Source organism: Pseudomonas frederiksbergensis, from assembly GCF_003732665.1.
In the GTDB taxonomy this organism is placed as follows: Bacteria; Pseudomonadota; Gammaproteobacteria; order Pseudomonadales; family Pseudomonadaceae; genus Aquipseudomonas; species Aquipseudomonas frederiksbergensis_G.
The window spans coordinates 120,615-147,549 of the sequence record NZ_MOBP01000022.1 but is presented as its reverse complement, the minus strand read 5'-3'; the positions used below and the strand labels follow the sequence as shown (position 1 = coordinate 147,549).

22 protein-coding genes and 1 pseudogene are annotated in these 26,935 nt (G+C 60.4%); 14 read left to right on the top strand and 9 right to left on the bottom strand.

Annotation, left to right across the window (positions count from 1 at the left end; translation table 11 throughout):
• Positions 1-173: 173 nt before the first annotated feature.
• Both BK665_RS28945 and BK665_RS28940 read right to left on the bottom strand, forming a co-directional pair.
• A complete protein-coding gene (locus BK665_RS28945; protein ID WP_123409939.1) occupies positions 174-632 on the bottom strand; it encodes a DMT family transporter in 459 nt (152 codons plus the stop codon).
• Positions 632-1,126, bottom strand: coding sequence for a DMT family transporter (locus tag BK665_RS28940; protein WP_123409938.1), 495 nt, complete (start codon positions 1,124-1,126; stop codon positions 632-634). The genes BK665_RS28945 and BK665_RS28940 overlap by 1 nt, the downstream gene beginning before the upstream one ends.
• Before the next feature lie 289 nt (positions 1,127-1,415).
• Between BK665_RS28940 and BK665_RS28930 the strand changes: the two genes are divergently transcribed.
• Positions 1,416-2,351, top strand: coding sequence for a LysR family transcriptional regulator (locus tag BK665_RS28930; protein ID WP_123409937.1), 936 nt, complete (start codon positions 1,416-1,418; stop codon positions 2,349-2,351).
• A 144-nt stretch (positions 2,352-2,495) separates the two neighbouring features.
• Here BK665_RS28930 and ctpM read toward each other — a convergent pair whose 3' ends face one another.
• Positions 2,496-4,172: a methyl-accepting chemotaxis protein CtpM gene (ctpM, locus tag BK665_RS35545; protein WP_511261982.1), complete on the bottom strand. Its 1,677-nt coding sequence runs from the start codon at positions 4,170-4,172 to the stop codon at positions 2,496-2,498.
• Positions 4,173-4,371: 199 nt separating this feature from the next.
• The gene (locus BK665_RS28920; protein WP_185076678.1) at positions 4,372-5,691 is read right to left on the bottom strand and encodes a Na+/H+ antiporter family protein; all 1,320 of its coding nucleotides are present in this window, start codon (positions 5,689-5,691) and stop codon (positions 4,372-4,374) included.
• Positions 5,692-6,041: 350 nt separating this feature from the next.
• Between BK665_RS28920 and BK665_RS35450 the strand changes: the two are divergent.
• The 3 genes and pseudogenes from BK665_RS35450 to BK665_RS28910 all read left to right on the top strand — a co-directional run.
• Positions 6,042-7,331: pseudogene (locus BK665_RS35450) on the top strand (methyl-accepting chemotaxis protein); the annotation flags it as partial.
• Positions 7,332-7,433: 102 nt separating this feature from the next.
• Complete coding sequence (locus tag BK665_RS35445; RefSeq protein ID WP_375538958.1) at positions 7,434-8,189, top strand: methyl-accepting chemotaxis protein; 756 nt, start codon at positions 7,434-7,436, stop codon at positions 8,187-8,189.
• Positions 8,190-8,724: 535 nt separating this feature from the next.
• Positions 8,725-10,407 (top strand): MFS transporter, encoded by a 1,683-nt coding sequence (locus BK665_RS28910; RefSeq protein WP_123409933.1) that lies wholly within the window; start codon positions 8,725-8,727, stop codon positions 10,405-10,407.
• Between the two features lie 173 nt (positions 10,408-10,580).
• Here BK665_RS28910 and BK665_RS28905 read toward each other — a convergent pair whose 3' ends face one another.
• The 4 genes from BK665_RS28905 to BK665_RS28890 are packed head-to-tail and all read right to left on the bottom strand — an operon-like array spanning position 10,581 to position 13,176.
• A complete protein-coding gene (locus BK665_RS28905) occupies positions 10,581-11,894 on the bottom strand; it encodes a sensor histidine kinase (RefSeq protein ID WP_123409932.1) in 1,314 nt (437 codons plus the stop codon).
• Positions 11,891-12,559 (bottom strand): response regulator transcription factor, encoded by a 669-nt coding sequence (locus BK665_RS28900; protein ID WP_123409931.1) that lies wholly within the window; start codon positions 12,557-12,559, stop codon positions 11,891-11,893. Before BK665_RS28900 ends, BK665_RS28905 begins: the two co-directional genes overlap by 4 nt.
• 3 nt (positions 12,560-12,562) lie before the next feature.
• The gene (locus tag BK665_RS28895; protein WP_123409930.1) at positions 12,563-12,868 is read right to left on the bottom strand and encodes a PepSY domain-containing protein; all 306 of its coding nucleotides are present in this window, start codon (positions 12,866-12,868) and stop codon (positions 12,563-12,565) included.
• On the bottom strand, positions 12,868-13,176 hold the full coding sequence (locus BK665_RS28890) for a PepSY domain-containing protein (RefSeq protein WP_123409929.1): 309 nt from the start codon (positions 13,174-13,176) through the stop codon (positions 12,868-12,870). Before BK665_RS28890 ends, BK665_RS28895 begins: the two co-directional genes overlap by 1 nt.
• Before the next feature lie 262 nt (positions 13,177-13,438).
• Between BK665_RS28890 and BK665_RS28880 the strand changes: the two genes are divergently transcribed.
• The 6 genes from BK665_RS28880 to codA all read left to right on the top strand — a co-directional run bounded on the left by BK665_RS28880 (position 13,439) and on the right by codA (position 19,854).
• Positions 13,439-14,518, top strand: a complete 1,080-nt coding sequence (locus BK665_RS28880) for a patatin-like phospholipase family protein (protein WP_123409927.1) — start codon at positions 13,439-13,441, stop codon at positions 14,516-14,518.
• 85 nt (positions 14,519-14,603) lie between these two features.
• Positions 14,604-14,960, top strand: coding sequence for a 6-carboxytetrahydropterin synthase QueD (gene queD, locus BK665_RS28875; protein ID WP_123409926.1), 357 nt, complete (start codon positions 14,604-14,606; stop codon positions 14,958-14,960).
• A 111-nt stretch (positions 14,961-15,071) separates the two neighbouring features.
• Positions 15,072-15,524, top strand: coding sequence for a GNAT family N-acetyltransferase (locus tag BK665_RS28870; RefSeq protein ID WP_123409925.1), 453 nt, complete (start codon positions 15,072-15,074; stop codon positions 15,522-15,524).
• A gap of 729 nt (positions 15,525-16,253) precedes the next feature.
• On the top strand, positions 16,254-17,084 hold the full coding sequence (locus BK665_RS28845) for an alpha/beta fold hydrolase (protein ID WP_123409924.1): 831 nt from the start codon (positions 16,254-16,256) through the stop codon (positions 17,082-17,084).
• 240 nt (positions 17,085-17,324) lie between these two features.
• The gene (gene codB, locus BK665_RS28840) at positions 17,325-18,596 is read left to right on the top strand and encodes a cytosine permease (RefSeq protein ID WP_123409923.1); all 1,272 of its coding nucleotides are present in this window, start codon (positions 17,325-17,327) and stop codon (positions 18,594-18,596) included.
• 13 nt (positions 18,597-18,609) lie between these two features.
• Entirely contained in the window at positions 18,610-19,854 is a 1,245-nt protein-coding gene (gene codA, locus BK665_RS28835; protein ID WP_123409922.1) for a cytosine deaminase, read from the top strand.
• A 102-nt stretch (positions 19,855-19,956) separates the two neighbouring features.
• Here the strand turns inward: codA and BK665_RS28830 are convergent, their stop codons facing one another.
• Positions 19,957-20,949 carry a diaminopimelate epimerase gene (locus BK665_RS28830; RefSeq protein WP_123409921.1) on the bottom strand — a complete coding sequence of 331 codons (993 nt, stop codon included), beginning with the start codon at positions 20,947-20,949 and terminating at the stop codon, positions 19,957-19,959.
• Positions 20,950-21,212: 263 nt separating this feature from the next.
• On the opposite strand from BK665_RS28830, the gene BK665_RS28825 reads away from it, so the two are divergent.
• From BK665_RS28825 to BK665_RS28810, 4 genes are read left to right on the top strand one after another with little or no spacing between them, the layout of a single operon-like run.
• Positions 21,213-23,573 (top strand): type VI secretion system Vgr family protein, encoded by a 2,361-nt coding sequence (locus BK665_RS28825; protein ID WP_123409920.1) that lies wholly within the window; start codon positions 21,213-21,215, stop codon positions 23,571-23,573.
• 17 nt (positions 23,574-23,590) lie between these two features.
• On the top strand, positions 23,591-25,780 hold the full coding sequence (locus BK665_RS28820) for a phospholipase D-like domain-containing protein (RefSeq protein ID WP_123409919.1): 2,190 nt from the start codon (positions 23,591-23,593) through the stop codon (positions 25,778-25,780).
• 55 nt (positions 25,781-25,835) lie between these two features.
• Complete coding sequence (locus BK665_RS28815) at positions 25,836-26,672, top strand: tetratricopeptide repeat protein (protein WP_259699672.1); 837 nt, start codon at positions 25,836-25,838, stop codon at positions 26,670-26,672.
• A 42-nt stretch (positions 26,673-26,714) separates the two neighbouring features.
• Positions 26,715-26,930, top strand: a complete 216-nt coding sequence (locus tag BK665_RS28810) for a hypothetical protein (protein WP_123409917.1) — start codon at positions 26,715-26,717, stop codon at positions 26,928-26,930.
• Positions 26,931-26,935: the final 5 nt, after the last annotated feature.

The window sequence follows — 26,935 nt, the reverse complement described above, 5'->3', positions numbered from 1 at the left end:
TTCGCCATTACCCCGGTCCGTAGCAGCTGCCGAGCCTGCGAGGCTGCGTTCGGCCGCGAAGCGGTCGCGAATCAAACACCATGGTGGGTCAGGTAAACCGCATACACAGGATTGCGAGGACTGCGTCCTCGAACGCAGCCTCGCAGGCTCGGCAGCTGCTACGGGGATCGATGTTAAGCGACGTTTCGGGTACTGCTGCGATACATGAACACCAACGCCAACGCCAGGCACACCATCGCCAATATCCGACTGCTGGACAATTCAATCGCCGGGTTGCCGAGCCAGCCGAAGTTGTCGATCAGCATGCCCATGCCCAGTTGCCCGACGATCACTGCCACCGTCGCCACCGCCGTCCCCACTCGCGGCACCGCGCCGACCATGACCATCATGTACACCACGCCAAACAGCGCGCCGCTGAGTTGCCATTTCGGCACGTCCAACAGGCTCACGGCGTGGGCCGGTTCGAAGAACAGGATCAGCAACCCGGTGACAATCGCGCCAACCACAAAGGTCAACAAACTGCTGCGCAACACACCGACGGTTTCCCCCAGACGCCCGTTGATCGCGGCCTGCACGCTCAACACCGCACCGGCCGCTACGACCACGGCCAACAAAATAATCAGATTCATCATCAACCCCTTGCGATCAAAACGAGTGCCGCGACGATCAGCAGCAGAGCCAGCCAACGTTCACCGTTGACCTTTTTGCGCGTCGCACCAAACCAGCCGAAGTGGTCGATCAGCACGCTCTTGCCGACCTGCCCGGAGAGGATGGCGATCATGGTCATGGCAATACCGATGGAGGGCGTGGCCAGGGTCAGCACCACCACGTAGATCGGCCCGAGAAACCCGCCGATCAACTGCCAGCGCGGCAGTTCACTGAGCGTCGGCCCCTGCTGCGGGCCGCTGAACAACAGCAGCAAAAACAGAATCGCCGAGCCGACGCCGAAGATGCTCAGGGTCGCCCACAGATGCCCGACCTGAACACCCAGCGGCCCGAGCAGACCGGCCTCCACCGACAGGCCCATGCCCGCGAGGATGACCAAAGGCAGCAGCAACAGCCGCAGCCCGGGTTTGGTGGTTGGCGTTGCGATAACACCGACGTTATCGATTGAAGAAGATTGCATAAGAAAAACCTGCGATTGATCAGTTATGGCACGAACCCTGTGGGAGCGGGCTTGTGTGGCTAGGAGGCTTTTGTGGCGAGGGGGCTTGCCCCCGTTGGACTGCGTAGCAGGCCTGCTTTTTTGGGACCGCTTCGCGCTCCAACGGGGGCAAGCCCCCTCGCCACACAAGCCCGCTCCCACAGGGGTCCGTGGTGTCTGGGATAGGCGCGCATTATCGGCTGGCGGTCCTTTGCGATAAATGGGAGCATCCGGACAACACTTTTGCGCAACTCGCACAGCAGGATGAACCATGCACGGCCTCAACGAACTGGGATTCAAGGCGCTTCGGCTGTTTGTCGCGGTGCTCGACCACGGCAGTTTTTCCGAAGTCGCCCGCCGCGAAGGCCTGGCGCCCTCTTCGATTTCCCGGCAAATCCAGTTGATGGAACAAGCCCTCAACCAGCAATTGCTCTACCGCCACACCCGCGCCGTCACGCCCACCGAGGCCGGGCGCATGCTCGGCCACCATGCACGGCTGGTGCTGGTGCAACTGGAAGAAGCCGAACAGGCCTTGCAGGAACAGCAAAGCGAACCCAGCGGCCTGGTGCGGATCAATGCGCCGGTGGTGTTTGGCCAGCGGCACCTCACGCCGTGGCTGGGGCAACTCTGTGAGCGTTACCCGAAGCTGCAACTGGATATCCAGCAGACCGACAGCTACGTCGACCCGTTGCAGGAAGGCGCCGACCTGTTATTTCGCATCGGCCCGCTGCACGACTCGAGCATGCAGGCGCGGATCCTGGCGCCCCATCGCTTTCAGGTCGCGGCCAGCCCCGCGTATTTAGAACGCCACGGCATCCCGCAACACCCCGAAGACCTCGCCACCCACCAGTGCCTGGCCTACAAAGGCGTGACCGGCCAGCAGCGCTGGTTTTTCCGCCAGGGCCAGCAGGACTGGACGCCCTACTCAGTGCGAGGCCCAATCACCGGCAACCACGCCGACACCCTGACCCAAGCCGCCGAACAGGGGCTGGGGCTGGTGATGTTTCCGTCGTGGTTGATTGGCGAAGCGGTGCGCGCGGGGACACTGGTGCCGGTGCTGAAGGACTATCAAGTGTCCAACAGCGTTGAACCGCAGCAGATTGCGGTGCTGTGGCCGGGGAGCCGACGGTTGTCGGTGAAGGTCAGGACGGTGATTGATTTTTATGTGGAGTGTTTTGGAGCGGTGCCGTATTGGGACAGACCCTGACAACAATGCAAATTGCTTTCTGTAGGAGCCAGGCTTGCCGGCGAAGGCGCCCTCAAGTACGCCTTCGCGAGCAAGCTTTGCTCCTACAGTCGGTGGTCGCACAATCTGCTCTTGTAGGAGCATGGCTTGCCCGCGATGAGGGGTTCAGATCCGGAACTGGCCGACCAGTTTACCCAGGCGTTGACCAAGGTCCGCCAGGCTGCGGGACGTCTGGGCGCCGAGTTGGGTTTCATCCGCCACGCTGTCCACCGCCACGGCAATCTGATGCACGCTGCGGTTGATCTCTTCGGCCACAGCGGTCTGTTCTTCTGCGGCGCTGGCGATCTGGGCGTTCATCGAGTTGATGGTGCCGATCAACTGCGCCATGGTGTCCAGCGAAGCCCCGGCTTCGTTGGCCTGGGCCGAGGTGCCGTCGCCCGCTTCACTGGAGCGGCGCATCGCTTCCACTGCCGACTGGGTGCCGGCCTGCAAGCGGTCGATCATGCCCTGGATTTCCTGGGTGCTGATTTGCGTGCGACTGGCCAGGGCCCGGACTTCGTCCGCCACCACCGCAAAACCACGGCCGGCCTCACCGGCGCGGGCGGCTTCGATGGCGGCGTTGAGCGCCAGGAGGTTGGTCTGCTCGGCAATCGAGCGGATCACGCCGAGCACGCTGACAATCGACGACACGTCTTTTTGCAAGCTGTCGAGGGACACGCCGCTGGTGCGGATGTCGTCCACCAACGCATGAATTTTCACGATGCTGCCCGCCACTACACGCTTGGCGGCCTGGCCTTCGGCGTCGGTCTGTTGGGCGGCGACTGCTGCGTTCTGGGCGCTTTTCGCCACTTCCTGGGCGGCGGCAGACATTTCGTTGATCGCGGTCGCGACTTGATCGGTTTCGTGACGCTGACGTTCCATGGCCTGATCCGAGCGCTGGGCCTGGTCTGAAACCTGGTTCACCAGCCCGGTCAGTTGCGACGTCATCTCGGTGATTTGGCGCACGAGGCCGTGGATCTTGTCGACGAAACGGTTGAACGAGCCCGCCAGTTGCCCGAGTTCGTCCTGGCTGGTGATGGTCAGGCGCCGGGTCAGGTCGCCCTCGCCCGCCGCGATGTCGTCGAGGTTGGCTTTCATCAGGTTCAGCGGGCGCAGAATCGCATTGGCCAGCAGCATGCCTGCCGCCGCAATCACCAGCAGCACAATGACAGCGATCCCGACGATGCTCAGCACCACACCTTCCATGCGCTCAGTGACTTTAGTCTGGACCAACGCCACCTGGGCTTCGATGCCATCGAGGTTGACCGAGGTGCCAACCGCCATGTCCCACTTTGGCAGGTATTCGGTGTAGCCGAGTTTAGGCACCAGCACCTGAGTGTTGCCGGGCAACGGCGAGCTGTATTCCAGATAGTGGGTGCCGTCCTTCGCCACTTTCACCAGGTCGCGATTGACGTAAACGCCATTAGGGTCGCGGTTGTCCTTGAAGCTCTGGCCCACGCCGTCCGGGCTGTTGGACTTGAACAGGCGCACGGTGTTGGAGTCGTAGCCGAAGAAGTAGCCGTCCTTGCCGTAGCTGATGCTAGACAGCAACTTGACCACTTGGGCTCGCGCGGCGTCATCGCCAGGGGCGGCGGCGTCGTAAAGCGGTTTGATCGCGGTCATGGCCACGGCGACGTAACTTTGCAGGGTGGCCTTGGCGTCCTTGAGCAGGCTCTGGCGGGTTTCCTCGACCTCCTTGCGCGCCTGTTCCTGAAGAATGAACAGCGTGGTCAGGCTGATGACGAGCGCGAAGAGCAACACCGGGAGAACGGCAAGGGACAGGACTTTAGCCTTCAGGCTCATGCGCATGACGGTTCACTCTTTTGATTTTATTGGCGTGGTTAAGGCTTTAACGGCAGGCCGGATCAAAAGTTGAATCATCGGTCACCACAATCAACTTGTAGGAGCGAGGCTTGCCCGCGAAGGCGGCGGCACACTCGACATCTATGTGACTGACACACCGCTTTCGCGGGCAAGCCTCGCTCCTACAGGGGATCGGTGATCAGAGGACCATCGCCGCCACCCAGCCAAACGCCAGCAGCGGCAGGTTGTAGTGCAGGAAGGTCGGGACCACGGTGTCCCAGATGTGGTGATGCTGGCCGTCGATGTTCAGGCCGGAGGTCGGGCCGAGGGTCGAGTCCGAGGCCGGCGAACCGGTGTCGCCCAGCGCACCGGCGGTGCCGACGATGCACACGATCGCCATCGGGCTGAAGCCCAGTTGCACGCACAGCGGCACGAAGATCGCCGCCAGGATCGGCACGGTGGAGAACGACGAACCGATGCCGATGGTCACCATCAACCCCACCAGCAGCATCAGCAGCGCACCGATGGCCTTGCTGTGATCGATCCACGCCGCCGCGCTTTCCACCAGCGTGCGCACTTGCCCGGTGGCCTTGAGCACTTCGGCAAAACCCGAGGCGGCGATCATGATGAAGCCGATCATCGCCATCATCTTCATGCCTTCGGTGAACAGGTCGTCGGTTTCACGCCACTTCACAATCCCCGATGCCGAGAAAATAAGAAAACCCGCCAGGGCACCGATGATCATCGAGTCCAGCAGTAGCTGAATGATGAACGCCGCCGCAATCGCCAGACCGGCAATACAGAGTGTCAGCGGGTTGTAGGCGACGCTGACCTGCTCCACCTGCTCGATTTTCGCCAGGTCGTAGACGCGTTTTTTGCGGTAGCTGAAAAACACCGCCACCAACAGACCGAACACCATGCCCATCGCCGGAATCGCCATGGCGTGCATGACGTTGATCTGGCTGATATCGACGCCGCTCTTGGCGACGTTGGCCAACAGGATCTGATTCAGGAAGATATTGCCGAAGCCCACCGGGAACACCATGTACGGCGTGATCAGGCCGAAAGTCATGACGCAGGCGATCAGGCGCCGGTCCAGTTGCAGCTTGGTCAGCACATATAAAAGCGGCGGCACCAGCAACGGGATGAAGGCGATATGTATCGGCAGAATGTTCTGGGAAGCGATGGCCACCACCCACAGCAAACCGATCAACAACCACTTGACCTGCCGCCCGCCGCTGGCGTGCTGGCGGTCGACCATCAGCAAGGCCTTGTCCGCCAGGGCGTGGGCCAGGCCGGACTTGGCGATGGCCACGGCGAACGCGCCGAGCAACGCGTAGGACAACGCCACCGTGGCGCCATTGCCCAGGCCACTGTTGAAGGCTTTCAACGTCGCGTCGATGCCCAGGCCACCGGTCAAGCCACCCACCAACGCGCCGACAATCAGCGCGATCACCACATGCACGCGGGACAGGCTGAGCACCAGCATGACGCCGACCGCGGCAATTACAGCATTAATCATCGTTACCTCTGGGCAAGCGGAATGAGCTCCGCCGGCAGTCTGCGAAGCGCCGCCAGCGAAATAAGGAATGGGTTTTATTAGAGGGCGCGCACTGTGCCGCACAGAGGCGCCGGTGTCAAAGCGCACGGGGCCTGGAAATGTGTAACAGCTTGCGATCATCGAACCGCTCTCTGTAGGAGCGAGGCTTGCCCGCGAAGGCGGTGTGTCAGTCAACATGAATGCTGAATGTGCCGTCGCCTTCGCGGGCAAGCCTCGCTCCTACAGGTTTGGATTTGTCCTTAAGAAAGGCGATTGGCGGCCGTTACAGTGCAAAGTCTCAGATAAATATCGAATAAGGACGTCTCTCCATGTCGCTCAGACAACTCTCCATCCAATGGAAAATCACCCTGCTGGCCGGGCTGTGCCTGGCCGGCATCGTGACCCTGCTGGTGGGTCTTTCGCTGTATCGCATGGAGCACAGTTCGGCGCTGGTGAAGGCGTCGAGCATGGAGATGCTCACCGAATCCGCCCAGGCGCGGATCGAGTCCCAGGGTGAAAACCAGGCGCTGAACATTCGCCAACAATTTATGGACGCCTATCAATATGGCCACGGTTTCTCGCGCCAGGTGCTGTTCCTGCGCGAGCAGGCCGAGAAGCGTTTTCTCGACGCCTTCGACCTGCGCGAAGACCTGACCCGCCAAGTGAAATCGGCCCTGCAAGCCAACCCGGAATTACTCGGGCTGTCCCTGGTGTTCGAAGCCAATGCGCTGGACGGCAAGGACGAACTGTTCGCCGGCCAGGCCGAGCTCGGCAGCAATGACAAGGGTCGCTTCGCCCTGTATTGGTCGCAACCGACGGCGGGCAAACTGACCTCGATGGCGCTGCCGGAAAGTGACATGGCCGACACCAGCACCGGCCCCAGCGGCGAAGCGGCCAATGCCTGGTTCACGTGCCCGCGCACCACGCTCAAGCCATGCGTGATCGAACCCTACTTCTATGTGATCGACGGCCAGAACGTGCTGATGACCAGCATCGTGTTCCCGCTGATGGTCAACGGTAAAGTCATCGCCTCGCTGTCGGTGGACATCAACCTCAACAGCCTGCAAGCGATCAGCCAGGGCGCGAGCAAAAAGCTCTACGACGGCCAGACCAGCGTCAGCATTCTCAGCCCGGCGGGCCTGCTCGCCGGTTACAGCCCGGACGCCAGCAAACTCAGCCAGCGTTTGGATGCCGTGGATAAAACCAACGGTGCCGAGCTGATCCGCAGGCTTGCCGCCAGCAGCAAGACTGAAAGCCTGCACAGCAATGCACAGTTGAAAGTGCTGTCGCCGTTCCAGCCGATTCCCGGCGGCAAGTCCTGGGGCGTGTTGCTCGACGTGCCGGAAAAAGTCCTGGTCGGCCCGGCCGAAGCGCTGAAAAAACAGCTCGATGACAGTAACCGTGCCGGCACGTTGGTGGAGCTGGGCCTGGGCGTGATCGCGGCGTTGATCGGCCTGTTGTTGGTGTGGTTGATGGCCCGCAGCGTGACCAAGCCGATCCTCGGTGTGGCGCATATGCTGGAAGACATTGCCAGCGGCGAAGGTGATTTGACCCGGCGTCTGGCCTACGACAAAAAGGATGAACTGGGCCAGTTGGCCGGTTGGTTCAACCGTTTCCTCGACAAGCTGCAACCGATCATCGCCGAGGTGAAACGCTCGGTGCAGGATGCGCGCAGCACGGCGGATCAATCCTCCGCCATCGCCACCCAGACCAGCGCCGGCATGGAGCAGCAATACCGCCAGGTCGATCAGGTGGCCACCGCCTCCCACGAAATGAGCGCCACCGCCCAGGACGTTGCCCGCAGCGCGGCCCAGGCGGCCCATGCAGCGCGGGATGCGGATCAGGCGACTCGTCAGGGCCTGACCGTGATCGACCGCACCACCACCAGCATCGACAACCTCGCTGCCGACATGAGCGCGGCGATGGTGCAAGTCGAAGGTCTGGCGGCGAACAGCGAGAAAATCGGTTCGGTGCTGGAAGTGATTCGCGCCATTGCCGAGCAAACCAATCTGCTGGCGCTCAATGCGGCAATTGAAGCGGCCCGCGCCGGTGAAGCCGGACGCGGCTTTGCCGTGGTCGCCGATGAAGTGCGCAACCTGGCGCGGCGTACCCAGGAATCGGTGGAGGAAACCCGCCAGGTGATCGAGCAGTTGCAGAGCGGCACCCAGGATGTGGTGGGCTCGATGAACAACAGCCATCGTCAGGCCCAGAGCAGCGTCGAGCAAGTCAGCCAGGCCGTCACCGCCCTGCGCCAGATTGGCGAGGCCGTGACGGTGATTACCGACATGAACCTGCAAATCGCCAGCGCCGCCGAGGAACAAAGCGCCGTGGCAGAGGAGATCAACAACAACGTGGCGACCATCCGCGACGTGACCGAATCGCTGTCGGGGCAAGCCAATGAATCGGCACGGGTCAGCCAGTCGCTGAACAGCCTGGCCAACCAGCAGCAGAGCTTGATGGATCAATTCCGGGTTTAGATGCCCCCTGTGGGAGCGGGCTTGCTCGCGAAGAGGCCGGGTCAGCCACCATTCATGGCGACTGAGACACCGCTTTCGCGAGCAAGCTCGCTCCCACAATGATTCTGCGGTGGCCCCAGAATCAGCAAACGACACAAACTCCCTGTGGGAGCGAGCTTGCTCGCGAAGAGGCCGTGTCAGCCACCATCAATGGCGCCTGATACACCGCTTTCGCGAGCAAGCTCGCTCCCACAATGATTCTGCGGTGGCCCCAGAAACAGCAAACGACACAAACTCCCTGTGGGAGCGAGCTTGCTCGCGAAGAGGCCGGGTCAGCCACCATCAATGGCGACTGACACACCGCTTTCGCGAGCAAGCTCGCTCCCACAGGGTCTCCACAGGTTCTGAAGGTTGCGAGTTGGTCGAGTGGATATTTGCGCGTAGCTGATTATGCTTCTAGGAGCAATCCGACAACATCAGACCCAGGGCCTGGGTGCGGCAACACGGGTATTTTGAGGTGCTCCGGCCTACGACAAGAGCAAGACGGAGAACACCCATGGCCACAATCGACAGCACCACTACGGGAATGGGCAGCGCGCCCCACCACGGCGTCACCAGGGAGGAGCGCAAGGTCATCTTTGCCTCGTCCCTGGGCACGGTGTTCGAGTGGTACGACTTCTATCTCTACGGCTCCCTCGCCGCGATCATCGCCAAGCACTTCTTCGCCGGCGTCAACGAGACCACCTCCTTCATCTTCGCCCTGCTCGCCTTCGCCGCCGGTTTCGCCGTCAGACCGTTCGGGGCAATCGTGTTCGGCCGGTTGGGCGACATGATCGGGCGCAAGCACACGTTCCTGATCACCATTGTCATCATGGGTGTCTCGACCGCCGTGGTGGGGTTCCTGCCGGGTTACGAAACCATTGGCGTGGCGGCGCCCGTCATCCTGATTACCCTGCGCCTGCTGCAAGGCCTGGCACTGGGCGGTGAGTACGGCGGCGCGGCGACCTACGTCGCCGAGCATGCGCCCAAAGGCAAACGCGGCTATTTCACTTCATGGATTCAAACCACCGCGACGCTGGGTCTGTTCCTGTCGCTGCTGGTGATCCTTGCCTGCCGCACCGCGCTGGGCACCGAAGCCTTCGAGGCCTGGGGCTGGCGGATTCCGTTCCTGCTGTCGATCCTGCTGCTGATCGTCTCGGTGTACATCCGCCTGCAACTCAGCGAGTCGCCGGTGTTCATGAAAATGAAGGCCGAAGGCAAGTCCTCCAAAGCGCCGCTGACCGAATCCTTCGCTCGCTGGGACAACTTGAAAATCGTGATCATGGCCCTGCTCGGCGGCACCGCCGGCCAGGCCGTCGTCTGGTACACCGGGCAGTTCTATGCGCTGTTCTTCCTGCTGCAAACCCTGAAGATCGACCCACAGACCGCCAACCTGCTGATCGCCGGCTCGCTGCTGATCGGCACGCCGTTCTTCGTGATTTTCGGCAGCCTGTCCGACCGCATCGGGCGCAAGGGCATCATCATGGCCGGTTGCATCCTCGCGGCCGTGACCTACTTTCCGATCTTCCATGGGCTGACCCAATACGGTAACCCCGATGTGTTCATCGCCCAGGAAAGGAACCCGGTCACGGTGATTGCCAATCAGGACCAGTGCTCGTTCCAGTTCGACCCGGTGGGCAAGGCCAAATTCACCAGTTCCTGCGACCTGGCCAAGACCCTGCTGGCGAAACGGGCGATCCCTTACAAGAACGAAAACGCCGAGCCGGGCACCGTCGCCCAGGTGCGTATCGGCGATAAAGTGGTGCTGAGCTTCGAAGGCACCGGCCTGCCCGCCGCCGACTTCAAGGCCCGCAACGATGCATTCACCGCGTCCCTGGGCACCAGCCTGAAAGAGGCCGGCTACCCCGAAAAGGCTGACCCGGCCAAGACCAATTACCCGATGGTGCTGCTGTTGCTGACCATCCTGGTGATCTACGTGACCATGGTCTACGGCCCGATTGCTGCCTGGTTGGTGGAACTGTTCCCGGCGCGCATCCGCTACACCTCGATGTCGCTGCCTTATCACATCGGTAACGGCTGGTTCGGCGGATTTCTGCCGACGGTGGCGTTTGCCATGGTGGCGGCCACCGGGGATATCTATTACGGGTTGTGGTATCCGATTGTGATTGCGGTGATGACGGCGGTGCTGGGGATATTCTTCATGCCGGAAACCAAGGATCGGGAGATTCATCACACGTAAGAACGACGCTGAACCCTGTGGCGAGGGAGCTTGCTCCCGCTGGGGTGCGAAGCGCACCCCAAAAAAAAGGGCCTGCTGCGCAGTCCAGCGGGAGCAAGCTCCCTCGCCACAGGCAAGCCCCCTCGCCACAAAGCCTGGCTCCTACAGGTGTTGGGATGAAGGTGGAATTCGGATCAGCGCTTTGGCAATTCGATCACGACTTTCAACCCGCCCCACTCGCTTTCCTGCAACAGCAACTTGCCACCCCAGGTGTCAACGATGTCGCGCACGATGCCCAGGCCCAGGCCGTGCCCGTCGGTCTGTTCATCCAGCCGCGTGCCGCGACTGAACACCTGGGTGCGCTGATCCTCGGGAATGCCCGGGCCGTCGTCTTCCACGCTCAGGGAAAAACCTGCAGTCGTGACGACCACGCTCAAGCGGATCTCGGCATCCGCCCATTTGCAGGCGTTATCCAGCAGGTTGCCGAGCAATTCCAGCAAATCCTCGCGATCCCAGGGCAGTAGCAAACCGGCCGGGGCGCGGTAGCTCAGGTCCAGATGCTCGCCGTGGATCATGTTCAACGTGGCCAGTAACCCCGGCAGCTCGGCATCGCAATCAAACAACACCCCCGGCAACGCATCGCCGGACAAGCGAGCGCGATTGAGTTCGCGGTTCAGCCGTTGCTGGACCTGTTCCAACTGTTGCTGGATGACCTTGCGCAGCTCCGGGTGAGCATCGAGTTTTTCGCTGGAGGCCAGGCTGAGCAACACCGCCAGCGGGGTTTTCAAGGCGTGGCCGAGGTTGCCCAGGGCATTGCGCGAACGCTTGAGGCTGTCTTCGGTGTGGGCCAGCAAATGGTTGATCTGCGCCACCAGCGGTTCCAGCTCCACCGGCACCTGATCATCCAGTTGTGAGCGCTGACCCTGTTGCAATTGGGCAATCTGCTCCCGGGCCTTTTCCAGTGGCCGCAACGCGCGGCGCACGGTGATCCGTTGCAGCAGCAGAATCAGCAAAAGCCCCGCCAGACCGAGGCCCAGACCCACCTGTTGCATGCGCAAAAAGCTGTCGCGCACCGGGGTGTAATCCTGGGCCACGCTGATGGAAATCCACTGGCCGAGCCGGCGGTAGTCCGAGCGCAGCACCAGCAATTGCTGGCCTTCCGGGCCCAGTTGCAGATTGCTCTCCAGGCCAGGGTTCTCCAAACGCGGCAGTTCCTGGTCCCACAGCGAACGGGAGCGCCAGTGGCTGTCGGCAAAGTCGATACGGAAGTAATGCCCGGAAAACGGCCGCTGATAGGCCGGCGCCAGGTGGCGCTCGTCCAGTTGCAAACCCTGGGGGCCGCGCACCAGGGCGGTCAGCAGGTTTTCGCTGTCGTTGCGCAATCCGGCTTCGAGGTAACGCTGCAAGCCCATTTCGAACAGCCACAGACTGGTTTGCGCCAGCACCAGGCCGACGATCACCATCACGCTGATCAGGCCCAGGCTCAAGCGGCGCTGGATCGACCTCACTGGGCTTGCCCACCGAACAGGTAACCCTGGCCACGACGGGTTTCGATCACGCTGCGCCCGAGCTTGCGCCGCAAGTGGTTGACGTGGACTTCCAGCACATTGGAATCGCGCTCGGTTTCACCGTCGTAGAGGTGTTCAGCGAGGTGGCTTTTGGAAAGGATTTGCTCGGGGTGCAGCATGAAGTAGCGCAGCAAACGGAATTCAGCAGCGGTGAGTTGGATGTCGGCACCGTCGCGAGTCACGCACTGGCGGCCTTCATCCAGGTGCAAGCCGTTGGCCTTGAGCGTCGGCTGGTTGGCCTGGCCGTGAGAACGGCGCAACAAGGCCTGGACCCGCAGGTGCAGCTCTTCGGGGTGAAAGGGTTTGCTCAGGTAATCGTCGGCGCCAGCCTTGAGGCCTTCGATGCGCTCGGCCCAGGAATCCCGGGCGGTGAGGATCAGCACCGGGGTCGACAAACCACCCGCGCGCCACTGGGTCAGCACCTCAAGCCCCGGCAAACCCGGCAGGCCGAGGTCGAGGATGATCAGGTCATAGGGCTCGCTGCTGCCCTGGTACACCGCGTCACGCCCATCGGCCAGCCAATCCACGGCGTAGCCCTGGCGGTTGAGGCCGGCCATCAATTCGTCGGCCAGGGGCACGTGGTCTTCCACCAACAGCAATCGCATCGGTCAATCTTCCTTGTCTTTCAATAAATGGCCGGTTGCGGCCTCGATGTCCAGCTCGCGGACCACGCCTTCAGTGGTCAGCAACTCGACTTCATAAATGTAGACGTCGTGTTTTTCTTCCAGCTCGGCTTCGAGCAATTTGCTGCCGGGGTAGCGATCCAGCGCCTGCTTCAACAACTGCTCCAACGGCAGGATCACACCCTGCTGACGCAAGCGCAGGGCTTCGTCCTGATCCAGGTCGCGGGCCACGACCACCGAGCAAAACGCCAACAGCACCAGCGCAGTGCGTGAAAATGAAAGCACCTTCATTACGTATCCTGATGATCCTTGAGAACCTGCCCGCTGGCAGCGTCCAATTCCAGGTCCCACTCAATGCCCTGCGGGTCACGCAGTTCCACCTGGTAGACGTACTTGCCGTACTCTTCTTCCAGCTCGGTTTCGGTGACCTTGGCGCCCGGGTGTTTGGCCAGGGCGATGGCATTGAGTTTCTCGAAAGACACAATGTTACCAGCGTCACGCAGCCGCAGGGCTTCGTCGGGACCCAAGTCACGGGCGTGGGCCAGGCTGGCGGTCATGGCGATGATGGACGCGGTGAACAGGGCAGTCAGGGTTTTCATGGGGTGTCTCCGTATTTTTTATGTATTGCGTACGGAGTGCACCTTAACGGGGCGAACTTAACTGAAACTGAATTGCCATCATTGGTCATGACAACATCCCCTCTTGGCCTTGCCCAATTCCCTGTGGGAGCGGGCTTGCTCGCGAAGGCGGTGTATCAGTCACATAGATGTTGAATGTACAGACGTCTTCGCGAGCAAGCCCGCTCCCACAGGGGAATTGTGGATGTCTATAATCCTCGGCTTGCCCGACATCGAGACCGGTATGACCGCTATCCACATCAAGTTCCCGTCCCTGACCCTCAAGGCCGGCCCCCGGGCCTTTGCACGCATTCGTGAAAACGGTTTGAGCGCCGCTGACGTCGGCACGCTGCCGGGCGCCGCCGGTGGGCCCAAGGCGTTGGGGATTCAGGGTCTGGACCTGGCGCTGTTCGGCGAATGGCTGCCGGCGGCACCGCGGGAACGCTCGTTGATTGGTGCCTCGGTGGGTTCCTGGCGGTTCGCCAGCGCGTGCCTGCCGGATGCCGCCGAAGGCATTCGCCGGCTCGGTCATCTGTACACCGAGCAGAACTTCGACAAGGGCGTGACCATGGCGCAAATCAGCCAGAGCTCCCGGCGCATGCTCGATGAGCTGTTGGACGGGCGCGACGCTTTGATTCTGGACAATGCGCATTACCGACTGAACATCATGGTGGTCAAGAGCCACGGCCTGCTCGCCCACGACCATCGCGGTCGCCTGGGGCTGGGCCTGTCGTCGGTGATCGCCGACAACCTGCGCGGTCGCGCGCGGCTGTCGAAGCATTTCGAGCGGCTGATCATCCACGACCCGCGCCTGGCGCCGCCGGTCAATACGCTCAACGACTTCCCTTCGCGCTTCGTCGCCCTGAACACCGGCAACCTGCGCCAGGCCCTGCTGGCGTCGGGCTCGATCCCGATGGTCATGGAAGGCGTGCGTGATTTGCCCGGTGCCGGCGCTGGAACATTTCGCGACGGCGGTCTGCTGGACTATCACCTGGACCTGCCCTACAGCGGCAACGGCATCGTGCTTTATCCGCACTTCACCGACCGGGTGATTCCGGGCTGGTTCGACAAGACCCTGCCCTGGCGCAGGGCCTGCACCACGCGCTTGCAGGACGTCCTGCTGCTGGCGCCGTCGAAGGATTATTTGTCGCGCCTGCCCTACGGCAAACTGCCGGATCGCAATGACTTCAAACGCTTCATGGGCGATGCGCCGAGCCGGCAGAAATACTGGCGTGCGGCGATGGATGAAAGCCGTCGCATGGGCGACGAATTCCTGGAGCTGGCCGCCAGCGGTCGCCTCGGCGAGCGCTTGCTGACCCTTTAGTCAGTGTTTTGCCCGTCGCTCTGGTAAACTCGCCGCCTGCCCACATCGCCGCGGCGATCGCCACCTGACAGAGCTGAAAATCACTGTGGAAATCTTCAAAGAATTTACGTTCGAATCCGCCCACCGCCTGCCCCACGTACCGGAAGGCCACAAGTGCGGTCGCCTGCACGGTCACTCGTTCAAAGTGGCGATTCACCTGAGCGGCGACCTCGATCCGCACACCGGCTGGATCCGCGACTTCTCGGAAATCAAGGCGATCTTCAAGCCGCTCTACGAGCGCCTCGATCACAACTACCTGAACGACATTCCTGGCCTGGAAAACCCGACCAGCGAAGTGCTGGCCAAGTGGATCTGGACCGAGTTGAAGCCACTGCTGCCGGAACTCAGCGCCATTCGTATCCACGAAACCTGCACCAGCGGCTGCATCTATCACGGTGAGTAAAACCACCTGATCGAGAAGAACCATCGGCGACGGTGGTTTTTTTATGCCTGTCGTTTCAGGCTGACGCCGAGTACAGTCAGGCCCCATCCTTGGCCCAAAGGAACCCGTCTCATGTCGCTGCTTATCCGCCCCGCTACGCTTGAGGACATCGCGCAGATCGAGGCCATCGTCGAGGCGGCCTATTCGCCTTACATCGAACGCATCGGCCGCAAACCCGCGCCGATGCTGGATGACTACGCCAGCCAGGTGCTGGCCCGGCGCGTGCATGTCCTCGCGCATGAAAAGACCCTCAGCGGTTTCGTGGTGCTGATCGACACCGAAGAGTACTTGCTGCTGGACAACATCGCCGTCAACCCGGCGGTCAAGGGCCAGGGTTATGGCCGCCAGTTGCTCGACTTCGCCGAACGCCATGCGCTCGACGCGGGTTACCCGTCGATCCGGCTCTACACCAACGAAGCCATGAGCGAAAACATCGCGCTGTACCTGCGCCGGGGATATGTGGAAACCCACCGGGTGGAAGAGAACGGTTTGCGGCGCGTGCACATGCGCAAAGCACTGAGCTAAAAAACACCTGAAAACCCTGTGGGAGCGAGCTTGCTCGCGAAAGCGGTGGATCAGTCAATATTGATGGTGGCTGACACGGCCCCTTCGCGAGCAAGCCCGCTCCCACAATTGTTCTTCAGTGGCCGCAGAATCCGTATTCGACACAAATCCCCTGTGGGAGCGAGCTTGCTCGCGAAAGCGGTAGAGCAGTCAATATTGATGGTGGCTGACACGGCCCCTTCGCGAGCAAGCCCGCTCCCACAATTGTCCTTCAGTGGCCGCAGAATCCGTATTCGACACAAATCCCCTGTGGGAGCGGGCTTGCTCGCGAAAGCGGTGGAGCAGTCAATATTGATGGTGGCTGACACGGCCTCTTCGCGAGCAAGCCCGCTCCCACAATTGTCCTTCAGTGGCCACAGAATCAGCGCACGGCGCCAATCCCCTGTGGGAGCGGGCTTGCTCGCGAAAGCGGTGGAGCAGTCAATATTGATGGTGGCTGACACGACCCCTTCGCGAGCAAGCCCGCTCCCACAATTGTCCTTCAGTGGCCACAGAATCAGCGCACGGCGCCAATCCCCTGTGGGAGCGGGCTTGCTCGCGAAAGCGGTGGTTCAGTCAATATTGATGGTGGCTGACACGGCCCCTTCGCGAGCAAGCCCGCTCCCACAGGGGGGCATGTGTTTCGTCAGTTGCTGTATCCGTTATCTTTTGCCTATGCTCTTTGGCGCTTCCCGCCAAGAGGACACCCCCATGACTGACTGGCCTCTGCCTCAAACCTACCGCTTCAACGGGCATTCCGTTCGTTACGCCGTGCGGGGCGACGGTCCGCCGCTGGTGTTTGTGCATGGCACGCCCTTCTCCTCCTACGTGTGGCACCGGATCGCCCCGCATTTCATCACCACCCATCGGGTGCATTACTTTGATTTGCTGGGGTACGGGCAATCCGCGCAACCCGACAGTGACGTGTCCCTCGGCGTACAAAACGAACTGCTGACGCAACTGCTGGAGCACTGGGGCCTGGACAGCCCGGACGTAGTAGCCCACGACTTCGGCGGCGCCACCGCCCTGCGCGCCCACCTGCTCAACGGCAAAAACTACCGCAGCCTGACCCTGATCGACCCAGTGGCACTCACGCCCTGGGGCTCGCCGTTCGTGCAGCATGTGCGCCAGCATGAAGCGGCATTCAGCGGACTGCCCGATTACATCCAGCGAGCGATTGTGCCGACCTACATCCGTGGCGCAATCAAGCGCGAAATCCCCGACCCTGAATTAGCGCCCTATGTGCAGCCATGGCTGGGGGAACCGGGGCAAGCAGCGTTCTACCGGCAGATTGCGCAGATGGACGAACGCTATACCCAAGAAGCCGAAGGCCTGTACCCGACGATTCGCTGCCCGGTGCAAATTTTGTGGGGCGAGGATGATCAGTGGATTCCCATCGAGCGCGGGCGAGCGTTACATGGCTTGATCCCCGGGTCCCAATTCCATGCCATTCCCAATGCCGGGCATCTAGTGCAAGAAGATGCGCCCGAGGCTATCGTCGCGGCGTTGCTACGGTTTCTACCGCAGCACTCATCCCCCTGAAGAAACCCGATCACCTGTGGGAGCGGGCTAGCTCGCGAAAGCGGTGGGTCAGTCAATATGGATGTTGGCTGACACGGCCCCTTCGCGAGCAAGCCCGCTCCCACATGGGTCTTGTGCCCCGTCAGTTGCACCGCTTTCGCGCCCAACTCCCCTGCCTCGTCTATAAATAACCCCACCACCCCACACCTGGCACGACCACTGCAACCTCCTCCGCGTCTCTCACCCAGCAAGGAACGCACCATGACGCAGAACGACCCCGGTAACGATTACCCCCTCAGCGAAGTCCCGATGCATGCCCGCAAAGGCCTGGCTTCCACCGCCATGGTGCTGCTAGGTTTCACCTTCTTCACCGCGACCATGTTTGCCGGCGGCAAGCTCGGGGTGGCGTTCAGTTTTGGCGAGATGATGGCGGTGATCATCGTCGGCAATCTGCTGCTGGGCATCTACGCCGCCGGGCTGGGCTATATCGCGTTCAAGAGCGGCCTCAACTCGGTGTTGATGGGGCGTTTCTGTTTCGGCGAAGTGGGCAGCAAGCTCAGTGACTTGATCCTCGGCTTCACCCAGATCGGCTGGTACGCCTGGGGCACGGCGACGGCTGCGGTGGTGCTGGGCAAGTATTTCGAGCTGGACGAAGGCACGGTGCTCGGGCTGATGGTGTTGTTCGGGATGGTGTTTTGCGCCACGGCGTATGTCGGTTATCGCGGGTTGGAAATTCTGTCGTACATCGCGGTGCCGGCGATGATGTTGCTGCTGATGCTGTCGATGTGGGTCGCGACGGTAAAGGTCGGCGGGCTCGACGGTTTGCTGGCCGTGGTGCCGACCGAGACGCTGGATTGGTCGACGGCCATAACCTTGGTGTTCGGCACTTTCGTCAGTGGCGCGACCCAGGCCACCAACTGGACGCGGTTCTCGCGCTCGGCGCGGGTCGCGGTGCTGGCGAGCCTGATCGGTTTCTTCATCGGCAATGGCTTGATGGTGCTGATCGGCGCCTACGGGGCGATCGTCTATCAGCAACCGGACGTGGTCGAAGTGCTGCTGTTGCAAGGCTTCGCCATGGCGGCGATGGCGATGTTGCTGCTCAATATCTGGAGCACCCAGGACAACACCATCTACAACTTTGCCGTCGCCGGGTGCAACCTGCTGCGCACCGGCCGACGCAAGACCGTGACCCTGGCCGGCGCCGTGATCGGCACGTTTTTGGCGCTGCTGGGCATGTACGACATGCTGGTGCCCTACCTGATTTTGCTCGGCACGGTCATTCCTCCGATTGGCGGTGTGATCATGGCGGACTTTTTCTTCCGATATCGCGGTCAATATCCTCGTCTGGCCGACGCTCGCCTGCCGGCCTTCAACTGGTCCGGCCTGAGTGCATACGCGGTCGGCACGGTGGCCGCGTTCAGCTCGCCATGGCTCGCGCCGCTGGTAGGCATTGCCGCAGCCGCGCTAACGTATGTGATATTGACCGGCGTGCTGGGTGTCCGCACTGCCGATGCACCACTACAAGATCTCTAAAAGGATTCGCCTGATGCACATCATCAACGCCCGCCTGCGCAACCAAGAAGGCCTGCATGAGTTGCACCTGGAAAACGGCCTGATCGGCAGCATTGCCCGGCAGACCGAAGCCCCGACCCTGGGCCCCGACGACCTGGACGCCGGCGGCAACCTGGTGGTGCCACCCTTCGTCGAGCCGCACATTCACCTCGACGCCACTCTCACCGCCGGCGAACCGCGCTGGAACATGAGCGGCACGCTGTTCGAAGGCATCGAGTGCTGGGGCGAACGCAAAGCCACCATCACCCTCGAAGACACCAAGACCCGGGCCAAGAAAACCATCCAGACCCTGGCCGCCCACGGCATCCAGCATGTGCGCACCCACGTCGATGTCACCGACCCGACCCTGACCGCGCTCAAGGCGATGCTCGAAGTGCGCGAGGAAAGCCGCCACTTGATCGACCTGCAAATCGTCGCATTCCCCCAGGAAGGCATCGAGTCCTACCGCAACGGTCGCGAGCTGATGGAAGAAGCGATTCGCATGGGCGCCGATGTGGTCGGTGGTATTCCGCATTTCGAGTACACCCGGGACCAGGGCGTCAGCTCGGTGAAGTTCCTGATGGACCTGGCCGAACGCACCGGTTGCCTGGTGGACGTGCATTGCGACGAAACCGACGACCCGCATTCACGCTTCCTCGAAGTACTGGCCGAAGAAGCCCGCAGCCGCGACATGGGCTCGCGCGTCACCGCCAGCCACACCACGGCCATGGGCTCCTACGACAACGCGTACTGTGCCAAATTGTTCCGTTTGCTCGGGCATTCGGGGATCAGTTTCGTGTCCTGCCCGACCGAAAGCATCCACCTGCAAGGTCGCTTTGACAACTTCCCGAAACGCCGTGGCGTGACCCGGGTCAACGAATTGCTCGAAGCGGGGATGAACGTGTGTTTCGGCCAGGATTCGATCGTCGACCCGTGGTATCCCCTGGGCAACGGCAACATCCTGCGCGTCCTCGAAGCCGGCCTGCATATTTGCCATATGCTCGGATACCGCAACCTGCAAAGTGCGCTGGATTTGGTGACTGACAACAGCGCCAAAGCGATGGCTTTGGGGGATCGTTATGGACTGGAGCGCGGGCGGCCGGCGAACTTGCTGATTCTGTCGGCGGACAGTGATTACGAAGTGATTCGCAGCCAGGGCTTGCCGTTGTATTCGATTCGCGGGGGCGAGGTGTTGATGAAGCGGCAGATGCCGGTGGTGGAGTGGGCGCAACAGGTTTGAATTTTCGCTGACTGGGCGGGCCTCTTCGCGGGCAAGCCTCGCTCCTACAGGGATCACGTTGTACCTGTGGGAGCGGGCTTGCTCGCGAAGACGATCTTGAATTCACCCCATCAACCGCGCCATGCCGAACAACCTCACCCGACTCAACTCCCCACCCTGCTCTTCCAGCAGAATCGGCGCCGTCCCGCCGGGCATGATCACGCTCACTTCACCAGCCTTCACCCAACCCACCCGCCATGCCGCGCAAGCCACCGCGCTGGCGCTGGTGCCCGACGAGGCGGTTGGCCCTTCCCCTCGCTCAAACACCCGAGCCACGATTCGGCCTTCAGACTCAAGCCTCGCCCATTGCAGGTTCACCCCCGCCGCAAAAGGCTGTCCGGCGCCAGTCGGTGTGGCGTAGGCGATGCGCGTCAGCCCTTCGGCCAATGCCGGTTCACGCATTTGCGCGTTGCTCGGTAGTGCTTCGGCTTCAGCGACCAAGGTCACGCAATGGGGATTACCGATTCGTACAAACTGGCTGCGCGCCCAGGCGGGATTGAGCGCCGACAACGGTGGCACATGGCTGACGTTACGGCCGTTCAACATCACTCTTTCAGTGCCTTGTGCGCCGACCGCTTGCGGTCCGAATGACGGCTTGCCCAAGTCCAGCCAAAAGCCTGGCACGCCATCGGCCTTGGCCGGTTTCACCGATGTTTCCACGGGCGATAAAGCATCGGATTTGTCGTGATGAACCCTGAGTAAACAACCGTCATCAACCGGCATCAGCCCTTGCTCGCTAAGGGATTGGGAAAAAATCGTCAGCCCGTTGCCACTGCGCTCGGCCAGGGTGCCGTCGGTGTTGACGATCAACAGATCAAATGGAGGCGCCGCTTGAAACGGGCCGATCAGCAGGCCATCGCAGCGATGCTCCTTGGCACCGGCTGCACGCTTGCCCTGAGGCCACTCGCAAAACGCATCCACCGCCGCGCGACTCCAGAGATCCCGCACCAATGCCGACGCCTGGGCCGTCGCCGGCATGCGAATGCCAGCGTTACGCACCGCCTCGGGCGTGATCACACCGTAGATATTGCCCCGTGCGTCGTAGAACTGCGCCATGAGCCTGTCCTTCAATCCGCTGGAAAATGACGGTCACTTTAAGCGTCGCGACGTTTTCAAGGCAAAAATCGATAGCACTTCGCCAAGAAACATCTTGCATCACAACTGATCTGCCCAGTCAGGCCGTGGCCTTAAGCCAATGTGCGCAACTTCTTGCGCAACTTTAAGCCTTTATCATCCAGCGCAATTCTGGATTTCGCACTCGGAGCAGTGCGCGGATCAGCAATTTCATGGAGCACCCGCGACACCTCAAGGAGCCAGAGATGTTCAGCCCAGCCAACGAGACCCATTTCAGCCTGACCATTGAAGGTCTTGAGCATGACCTGCAAGTGCTGTCGTTCACCGGCACCGAAGGCATCAGCCAGCCGTATCGCTTCGACATTGAACTGGTCAGCGAAAACCCGGATCTGGACCTGGAAAAACTCCTGCACAAACAGGCGTTCCTGGCGTTAGACCCGCAAGGCTCCGGCATCCACGGCCAGATCTACCGCGTGGCCCAGGGCGATGCCGGCAAACGCCTGACCCGCTACAAAATCTCCCTGGTGCCGCAACTGCAATACCTGCACCACCGCACCAACCAGCGCATTTACCAACAGATGTCGGCGCCGAAAATCATCGCGCTGATCCTCGACGAGCACGGCATCAAGGGCAACGCCTACAGCTTCCAGCTCAGCGAAACCTGCCCGGACCGCGACTACTGCGTGCAATACGACGAAACCGACCTGCACTTCGTCCAGCGCCTGTGCGAAGAAGAAGGCATTCACTACCACTTCCAGCACAGCGAAAAGGCTCACCTGCTGGTGTTCGGCGACGACCAAACGGTATTCCCGAAACTCGGCCAACCGACCGCATATGTGCAGGGCAGCGGCATGGTCGCGGACGAACCAGTGATCAAGGGCTTCAAACTGCGCCTGGAAACCCGCACCGGCCGCGTCACCCGTCGCGACTACGACTTCGAAAAGCCCCGCCTTCAACTGGAATCCGCCTACAAACCCGACGGTGAAAGCACCGAGCCGGATCTGGAAGACTACGACTACCCCGGCCGTTTCATCGACCGCGCCCGTGGCAAATTCCTCAGCCAACGCGCTCTGGAACGCCACCGCGCCGACTACCAGCAAGCCGAAGGCTGGGGCGACCAGACGCGTTTGGTGAGTGGCCATTTCCTCGAAATGTCCGACCACCCACGCACCGAATGGAACGACCTCTGGCTGCTGACCGAAATCTTCCACGAAGTCAAACAGCCGCAAGTGCTGGAAGAATCGGTGCCCAGCGACACCACCGACAAAAAAGACGACTTCCACCAGGGCTACCGCAACCGCTTCCTGGCCACGCCATGGGCCGTGTTCTACCGCCCGGCCCTGGAACACCCAAAACCCCGCGTCCTCGGCAGCCAGACCGCCATGGTCACCGGCCCCAAAGGCGAAGAAATCCACTGCGACCAATACGGCCGCATCAAAGTCCAATTCCACTGGGACCGCGAAGGCCTGGCCGACGACAAAACCAGCTGCTGGATGCGCGTCTCCAGCAGCTGGGCCGGAGACCGCTACGGCGCCATCGCCATCCCACGCATCGGCATGGAAGTCCTCGTCACCTTCCTCGAAGGCGACCCCGATCAGCCGCTGGTAACCGGTTGCCTGTACCACAAGGAAAACCAGGTTCCCTACGAACTGCCGGCCAACAAAACCCGCACCGTGTTCAAAACCCTCAGCTCACCGGGGGGCGGCGGGTTCAATGAACTGCGGATTGAAGACAAGAAAGGCGCGGAACAGATATTCATCCACGCCCAGCGGGATTGGGATGAAAACATTGAGCACGACCAGAAGATTCGCGTCGGCAATGAACGCCACGATACGGTGGAGAAGAACACTTACACCGAACTGAAGGCTGAAGAACATCGCACGACGATTGCGGATCGAAAAGTTGAAGTCAAAGCCGACGATCACTTGGTCATTGGCCAAAACCAGCACATCAAACTGGGGACCGCTCAATTGATGAGGGCCGGGAATGAAATCCATCTCAAGGCCGGGCAGAAGATGGTCATCGAAGCGGGTATGGAGCTCACGGTGAAGGCCGGCGGGAGTTTCATCAAGCTGGATGCGGGCGGCATCACCGTGGTCGGGCCGGTGATCAAACTGAATGCCGGAGGTGCATCAGGTGTCGGCACCGGAAATGCCGCGTTCTTGCCGCTGATCCCCCTGCCCGCCGCCTCTGACAAGGCGGGAGAAGTGCCGGAACGTGGCGAGTCACAACCGGCACCGGAAGTCATTCATAAACTCAGCGCAACCATTAGTGCAGTGCCCGGTCATCCTGGCTACGAAGATGAGCCCTATACGCTGTTCGCCGATGGCGCTGTGGTTCAGGAAGGCCTGACCGGCGAAGACGGCGTGATCAAGTTTGACCACGTGCCCGGCACCCAGGCCTACGCGGTGGAACTGGTGAACGGTCATCGCTTCGAGATCGAACCCAAGGAAGAAAGCAGCGAATCAGCGTCACAACATCAGCAATTGGCGCGCCAGGGCTATCGCGACTACCACGCAAAAGCAGATCAGCTTGAACCCTTGGCCTCAACGGACGACTACCGTGCCGCCGCCCTGAACACCGCCAACAAGCCGAAAAGCCTTTGAGTGCAGGAAGCCATCGAATGACAACTGATTACAGCAAAGAAGTGATTCAGCTAACGCCCAAAGAGCACAAGTCCACGGCCCTGACCATGGACTGGTTCGCGGCCAAAGCGATGTACCCTCCGCGAGCCGGGATCAAGGTCACCCCATTGATCAATGGCGATAAGGCGTTTGGTGCGGTTTACGATGCGATCCAGTCGGCGCAGAAAAGCGTCGAGATCATCAGCTGGGGATTCGACCCGGCGATGCGTTTCAAGCCGGGCGGCGATCGCATCGGCGAACTGCTGGATGTTCGAGGGCGCCACGGCGTAAAAACCCGCGTGCTGATCTGGAAGAACCCGCTGGCCAACTTTGTTGAAAACACCATCATCGGCGATGGCCTGGCAGGCTCAGGCGGGACGGCCATGGGCTCGGGCATGACCAAGGGCAGTGCCGGCTCCAACCGCACGCTCGAAGATCGCCAGCAACTGGAGTATCGCCGCACGATTCACCAACACGAATTGACCAAACTTCGTGCCGGTGAAATCCCTGCCTATGGCACCAGTGGTTATCGCTACGAGCAGCGTGAAAAGGAGCTGCAGGCCATTCTGCTCGACACGGAAAACAAACTGAACGGCCAGGGCGCTTACAACAAATTAAGGGGTTCTGGCGCCCCGGGGTACTCGCCAGACGACGAAGAATACACCCGGGAATGGTTCAATCGCATCCACGATGGGCGAATGCAAAACGTCGAGTTTCGCACCCGAGACTTCTCTACCGAAATACCGCTGAATGCCATCATTCGCGGTCCACAAATGGCCAAGGAAAAAGGACGCTTGGCGACCTTGTATCGCTTGATGAAAGACGAGGCGCCGGACACCCATTTTGCCCACATGCTGGGGTTGACCCTGTTTGCCAGCCACCACCAGAAGATGGTCCTGGTGGACTATGAAGATGCCGCGAACGCGGTGGGATTTGTCATGGGTCACAACATGCATCGCAACTACTGGGACACCAGTGCGCACCTGTACAACGACAAAGCCGCAAAGCGCAGTCCGGGCTTCGGCCCGTGGCAGGACCTGTCCACCAAGGTACAAGGCCCGGCCCTGCATGATCTGAATCACAACTTCACCAGCGCCTGGGACCGAGAAACCTTCTGGGTCAAAAAATGGTTTGAAGACGGCATGCAGGCACAGCGCCAAGCCATCAAGCCGGACAACTTCAAAGCCGCCGGCACGACCACGGCTCAAATATGCCGCACGCAACCGCAAGAAGGGGCGGAAACGTCGATTCTGGAGCTTTACCACAAGGCCCTCGGTAACGTGCGCGATTACGTCTACTTTGAAAACCAGTACTTCCGCTATGCGCCGTTTTCCCGGCAACTTCGTGAACTGGCAACGGCCTACATTGCCAAAGGTCGAGACAAAGACTTGTATGTATTCGTGGTCACCAACAACCCGAACTCCAAGGATTTTTCCAGTACCACTTATTCAAGCCTGCAAGAACTGGGGCAGGAACAACTGATGCCCCAGGCCCAGCGCAGCCTGGCAGAAGACATGCTGCGTAAACGTAGCGAATTGGCCTATCTCGAAGCCAATCCACACAACGATCCTTACGTACAACGTGCTCAACTCAATCGCGCCGCAGTATTGAAGCGCGAGATCACTGGACTGGAAAAAAAGGGCGTCACCCCGGAAGTGGAAGAACGCATGGGCGGCCTCAAACAAAAAGACGTCCCGGAACTCGGCAAACCGAAATCGGATGACGACGAAGACGCGAAACCCTATACCCTCAAGGATTTGCCGGGCATCAAAGTCGCCATCGCCACCCTCACCGCTTGCACGCCAGAGCCTGGCGGCACGTTGGGCAAAGGCGACCAAGCCTATTTCCGGGATATCTACGTGCACTCGAAATTGCTGGTGGTGGATGATGTTTTCAGCTTGCTGAGCTCAGCGAATATCAATACCCGCAGTATGCATACTGACTCGGAGTTGGGGGTTGCGATGCCGGATCCGGAGTTGGCGAAGCAGTGGCGGGAGGAGTTGTGGGGGTTGCATGTAAATGAATCGTTTAACGATGATAAAGGACGCTGTGATGCAGCTTCCAACTTTGATGCGTGGAATAAAGTAATGGATAAAAACTGGAAGATGAAGGCGCAAAACAAGCCATTAGTCGCCCATCTAACCCGTTTCTGGGATGTGGAGACGCCTTATGCCAAAGCCATTGACTAATGCTATTTCTCTCTGTGCTCTTGTAATTTCCATGTTGTTGAGCGGAGCTCCGGCCATGGCCTATCCAACATTTACCTGCGCCTATGAAAAAGACCACAACCCTGTGCTGGATGCTGAAGCTGAACGTTGGTTTCAACAAGCTCGCGCGTTAGAGAAAGTTAGAGGAGTCAAAGACTGGCAAACCATTGTCGGGCTTTACGAAAAAGCTATTGCGAAAGACCATTGGAAGGCAATGCATAACCTGGCAGGACTCTATCGAACCGGCTGGCCAGGGCAGCCTGGTGTTGAACAAGACACTAGCAAAATGCTTGATCTCTACGAGCGGATGGTAAAACTCAAAGTCCCGTTGGGTTATTACGATTGGGCTGTAGTGGCCGAACACGGGCGTGGGATATTGAAATCGGACCGGATGGCCAGTTCCTACATGTTCCAAGCGGCACAATTGGGAAATCCGTTGGCTCAGGTGCGTATCGGAAATTACTTTGCATTCCAACTACCTAAAGACAAACAAGACGAAGAAATGGCAGAACGCTATTTTCGATGTGCTGGCGCTCAGGACTCCCCAGAAGCAATCATAGAAACAGCCGCCTTCTATGATATTTCGAAGGAGAACAAACCTAGGGCTTTATTTTATTATCAACGCGCAGCGTCAATGGGAAGCACCACGGGATTCAGTTATCTCAGCGGAGTATTTTCGGCTCAACCGAAACCTGTGGATGATTTTGGGTATCAGCCAAATATAAAACTCCATGAACTTTATTCCGATCTATGGAAAAAACTTCGAGCCGACCGTAATTTGCGATTCCCCAACCTGATGGTAGACCACCCTCTCCCTCCCCACCCCAAACAAGGCTTCGACGCCGAACACCCGGACCGTCGCCCCGAGCTATAACCCCAATCCCCACGGAAGACCCATCAACAAAGGAGCTACACCATGCGTAAAACCCTCGCCATTCTCGCCGCCATCCTGCTGGCCATTTCCCTATTCAGCGCTTTGATCGGGCTAGGCGGCGTCGCCGGTGCAGCGTCCGGTGCCGGAAAAGTCTCTGGTGATGTGGATGTCGCATTCATGGCGGCCAAAGTGCTGTTTTTCTTAAGCCTGGCCGGCGGTGTCATTGCGATTTGCTGGCCGAAAGATAAAGCCGAATAAACCGC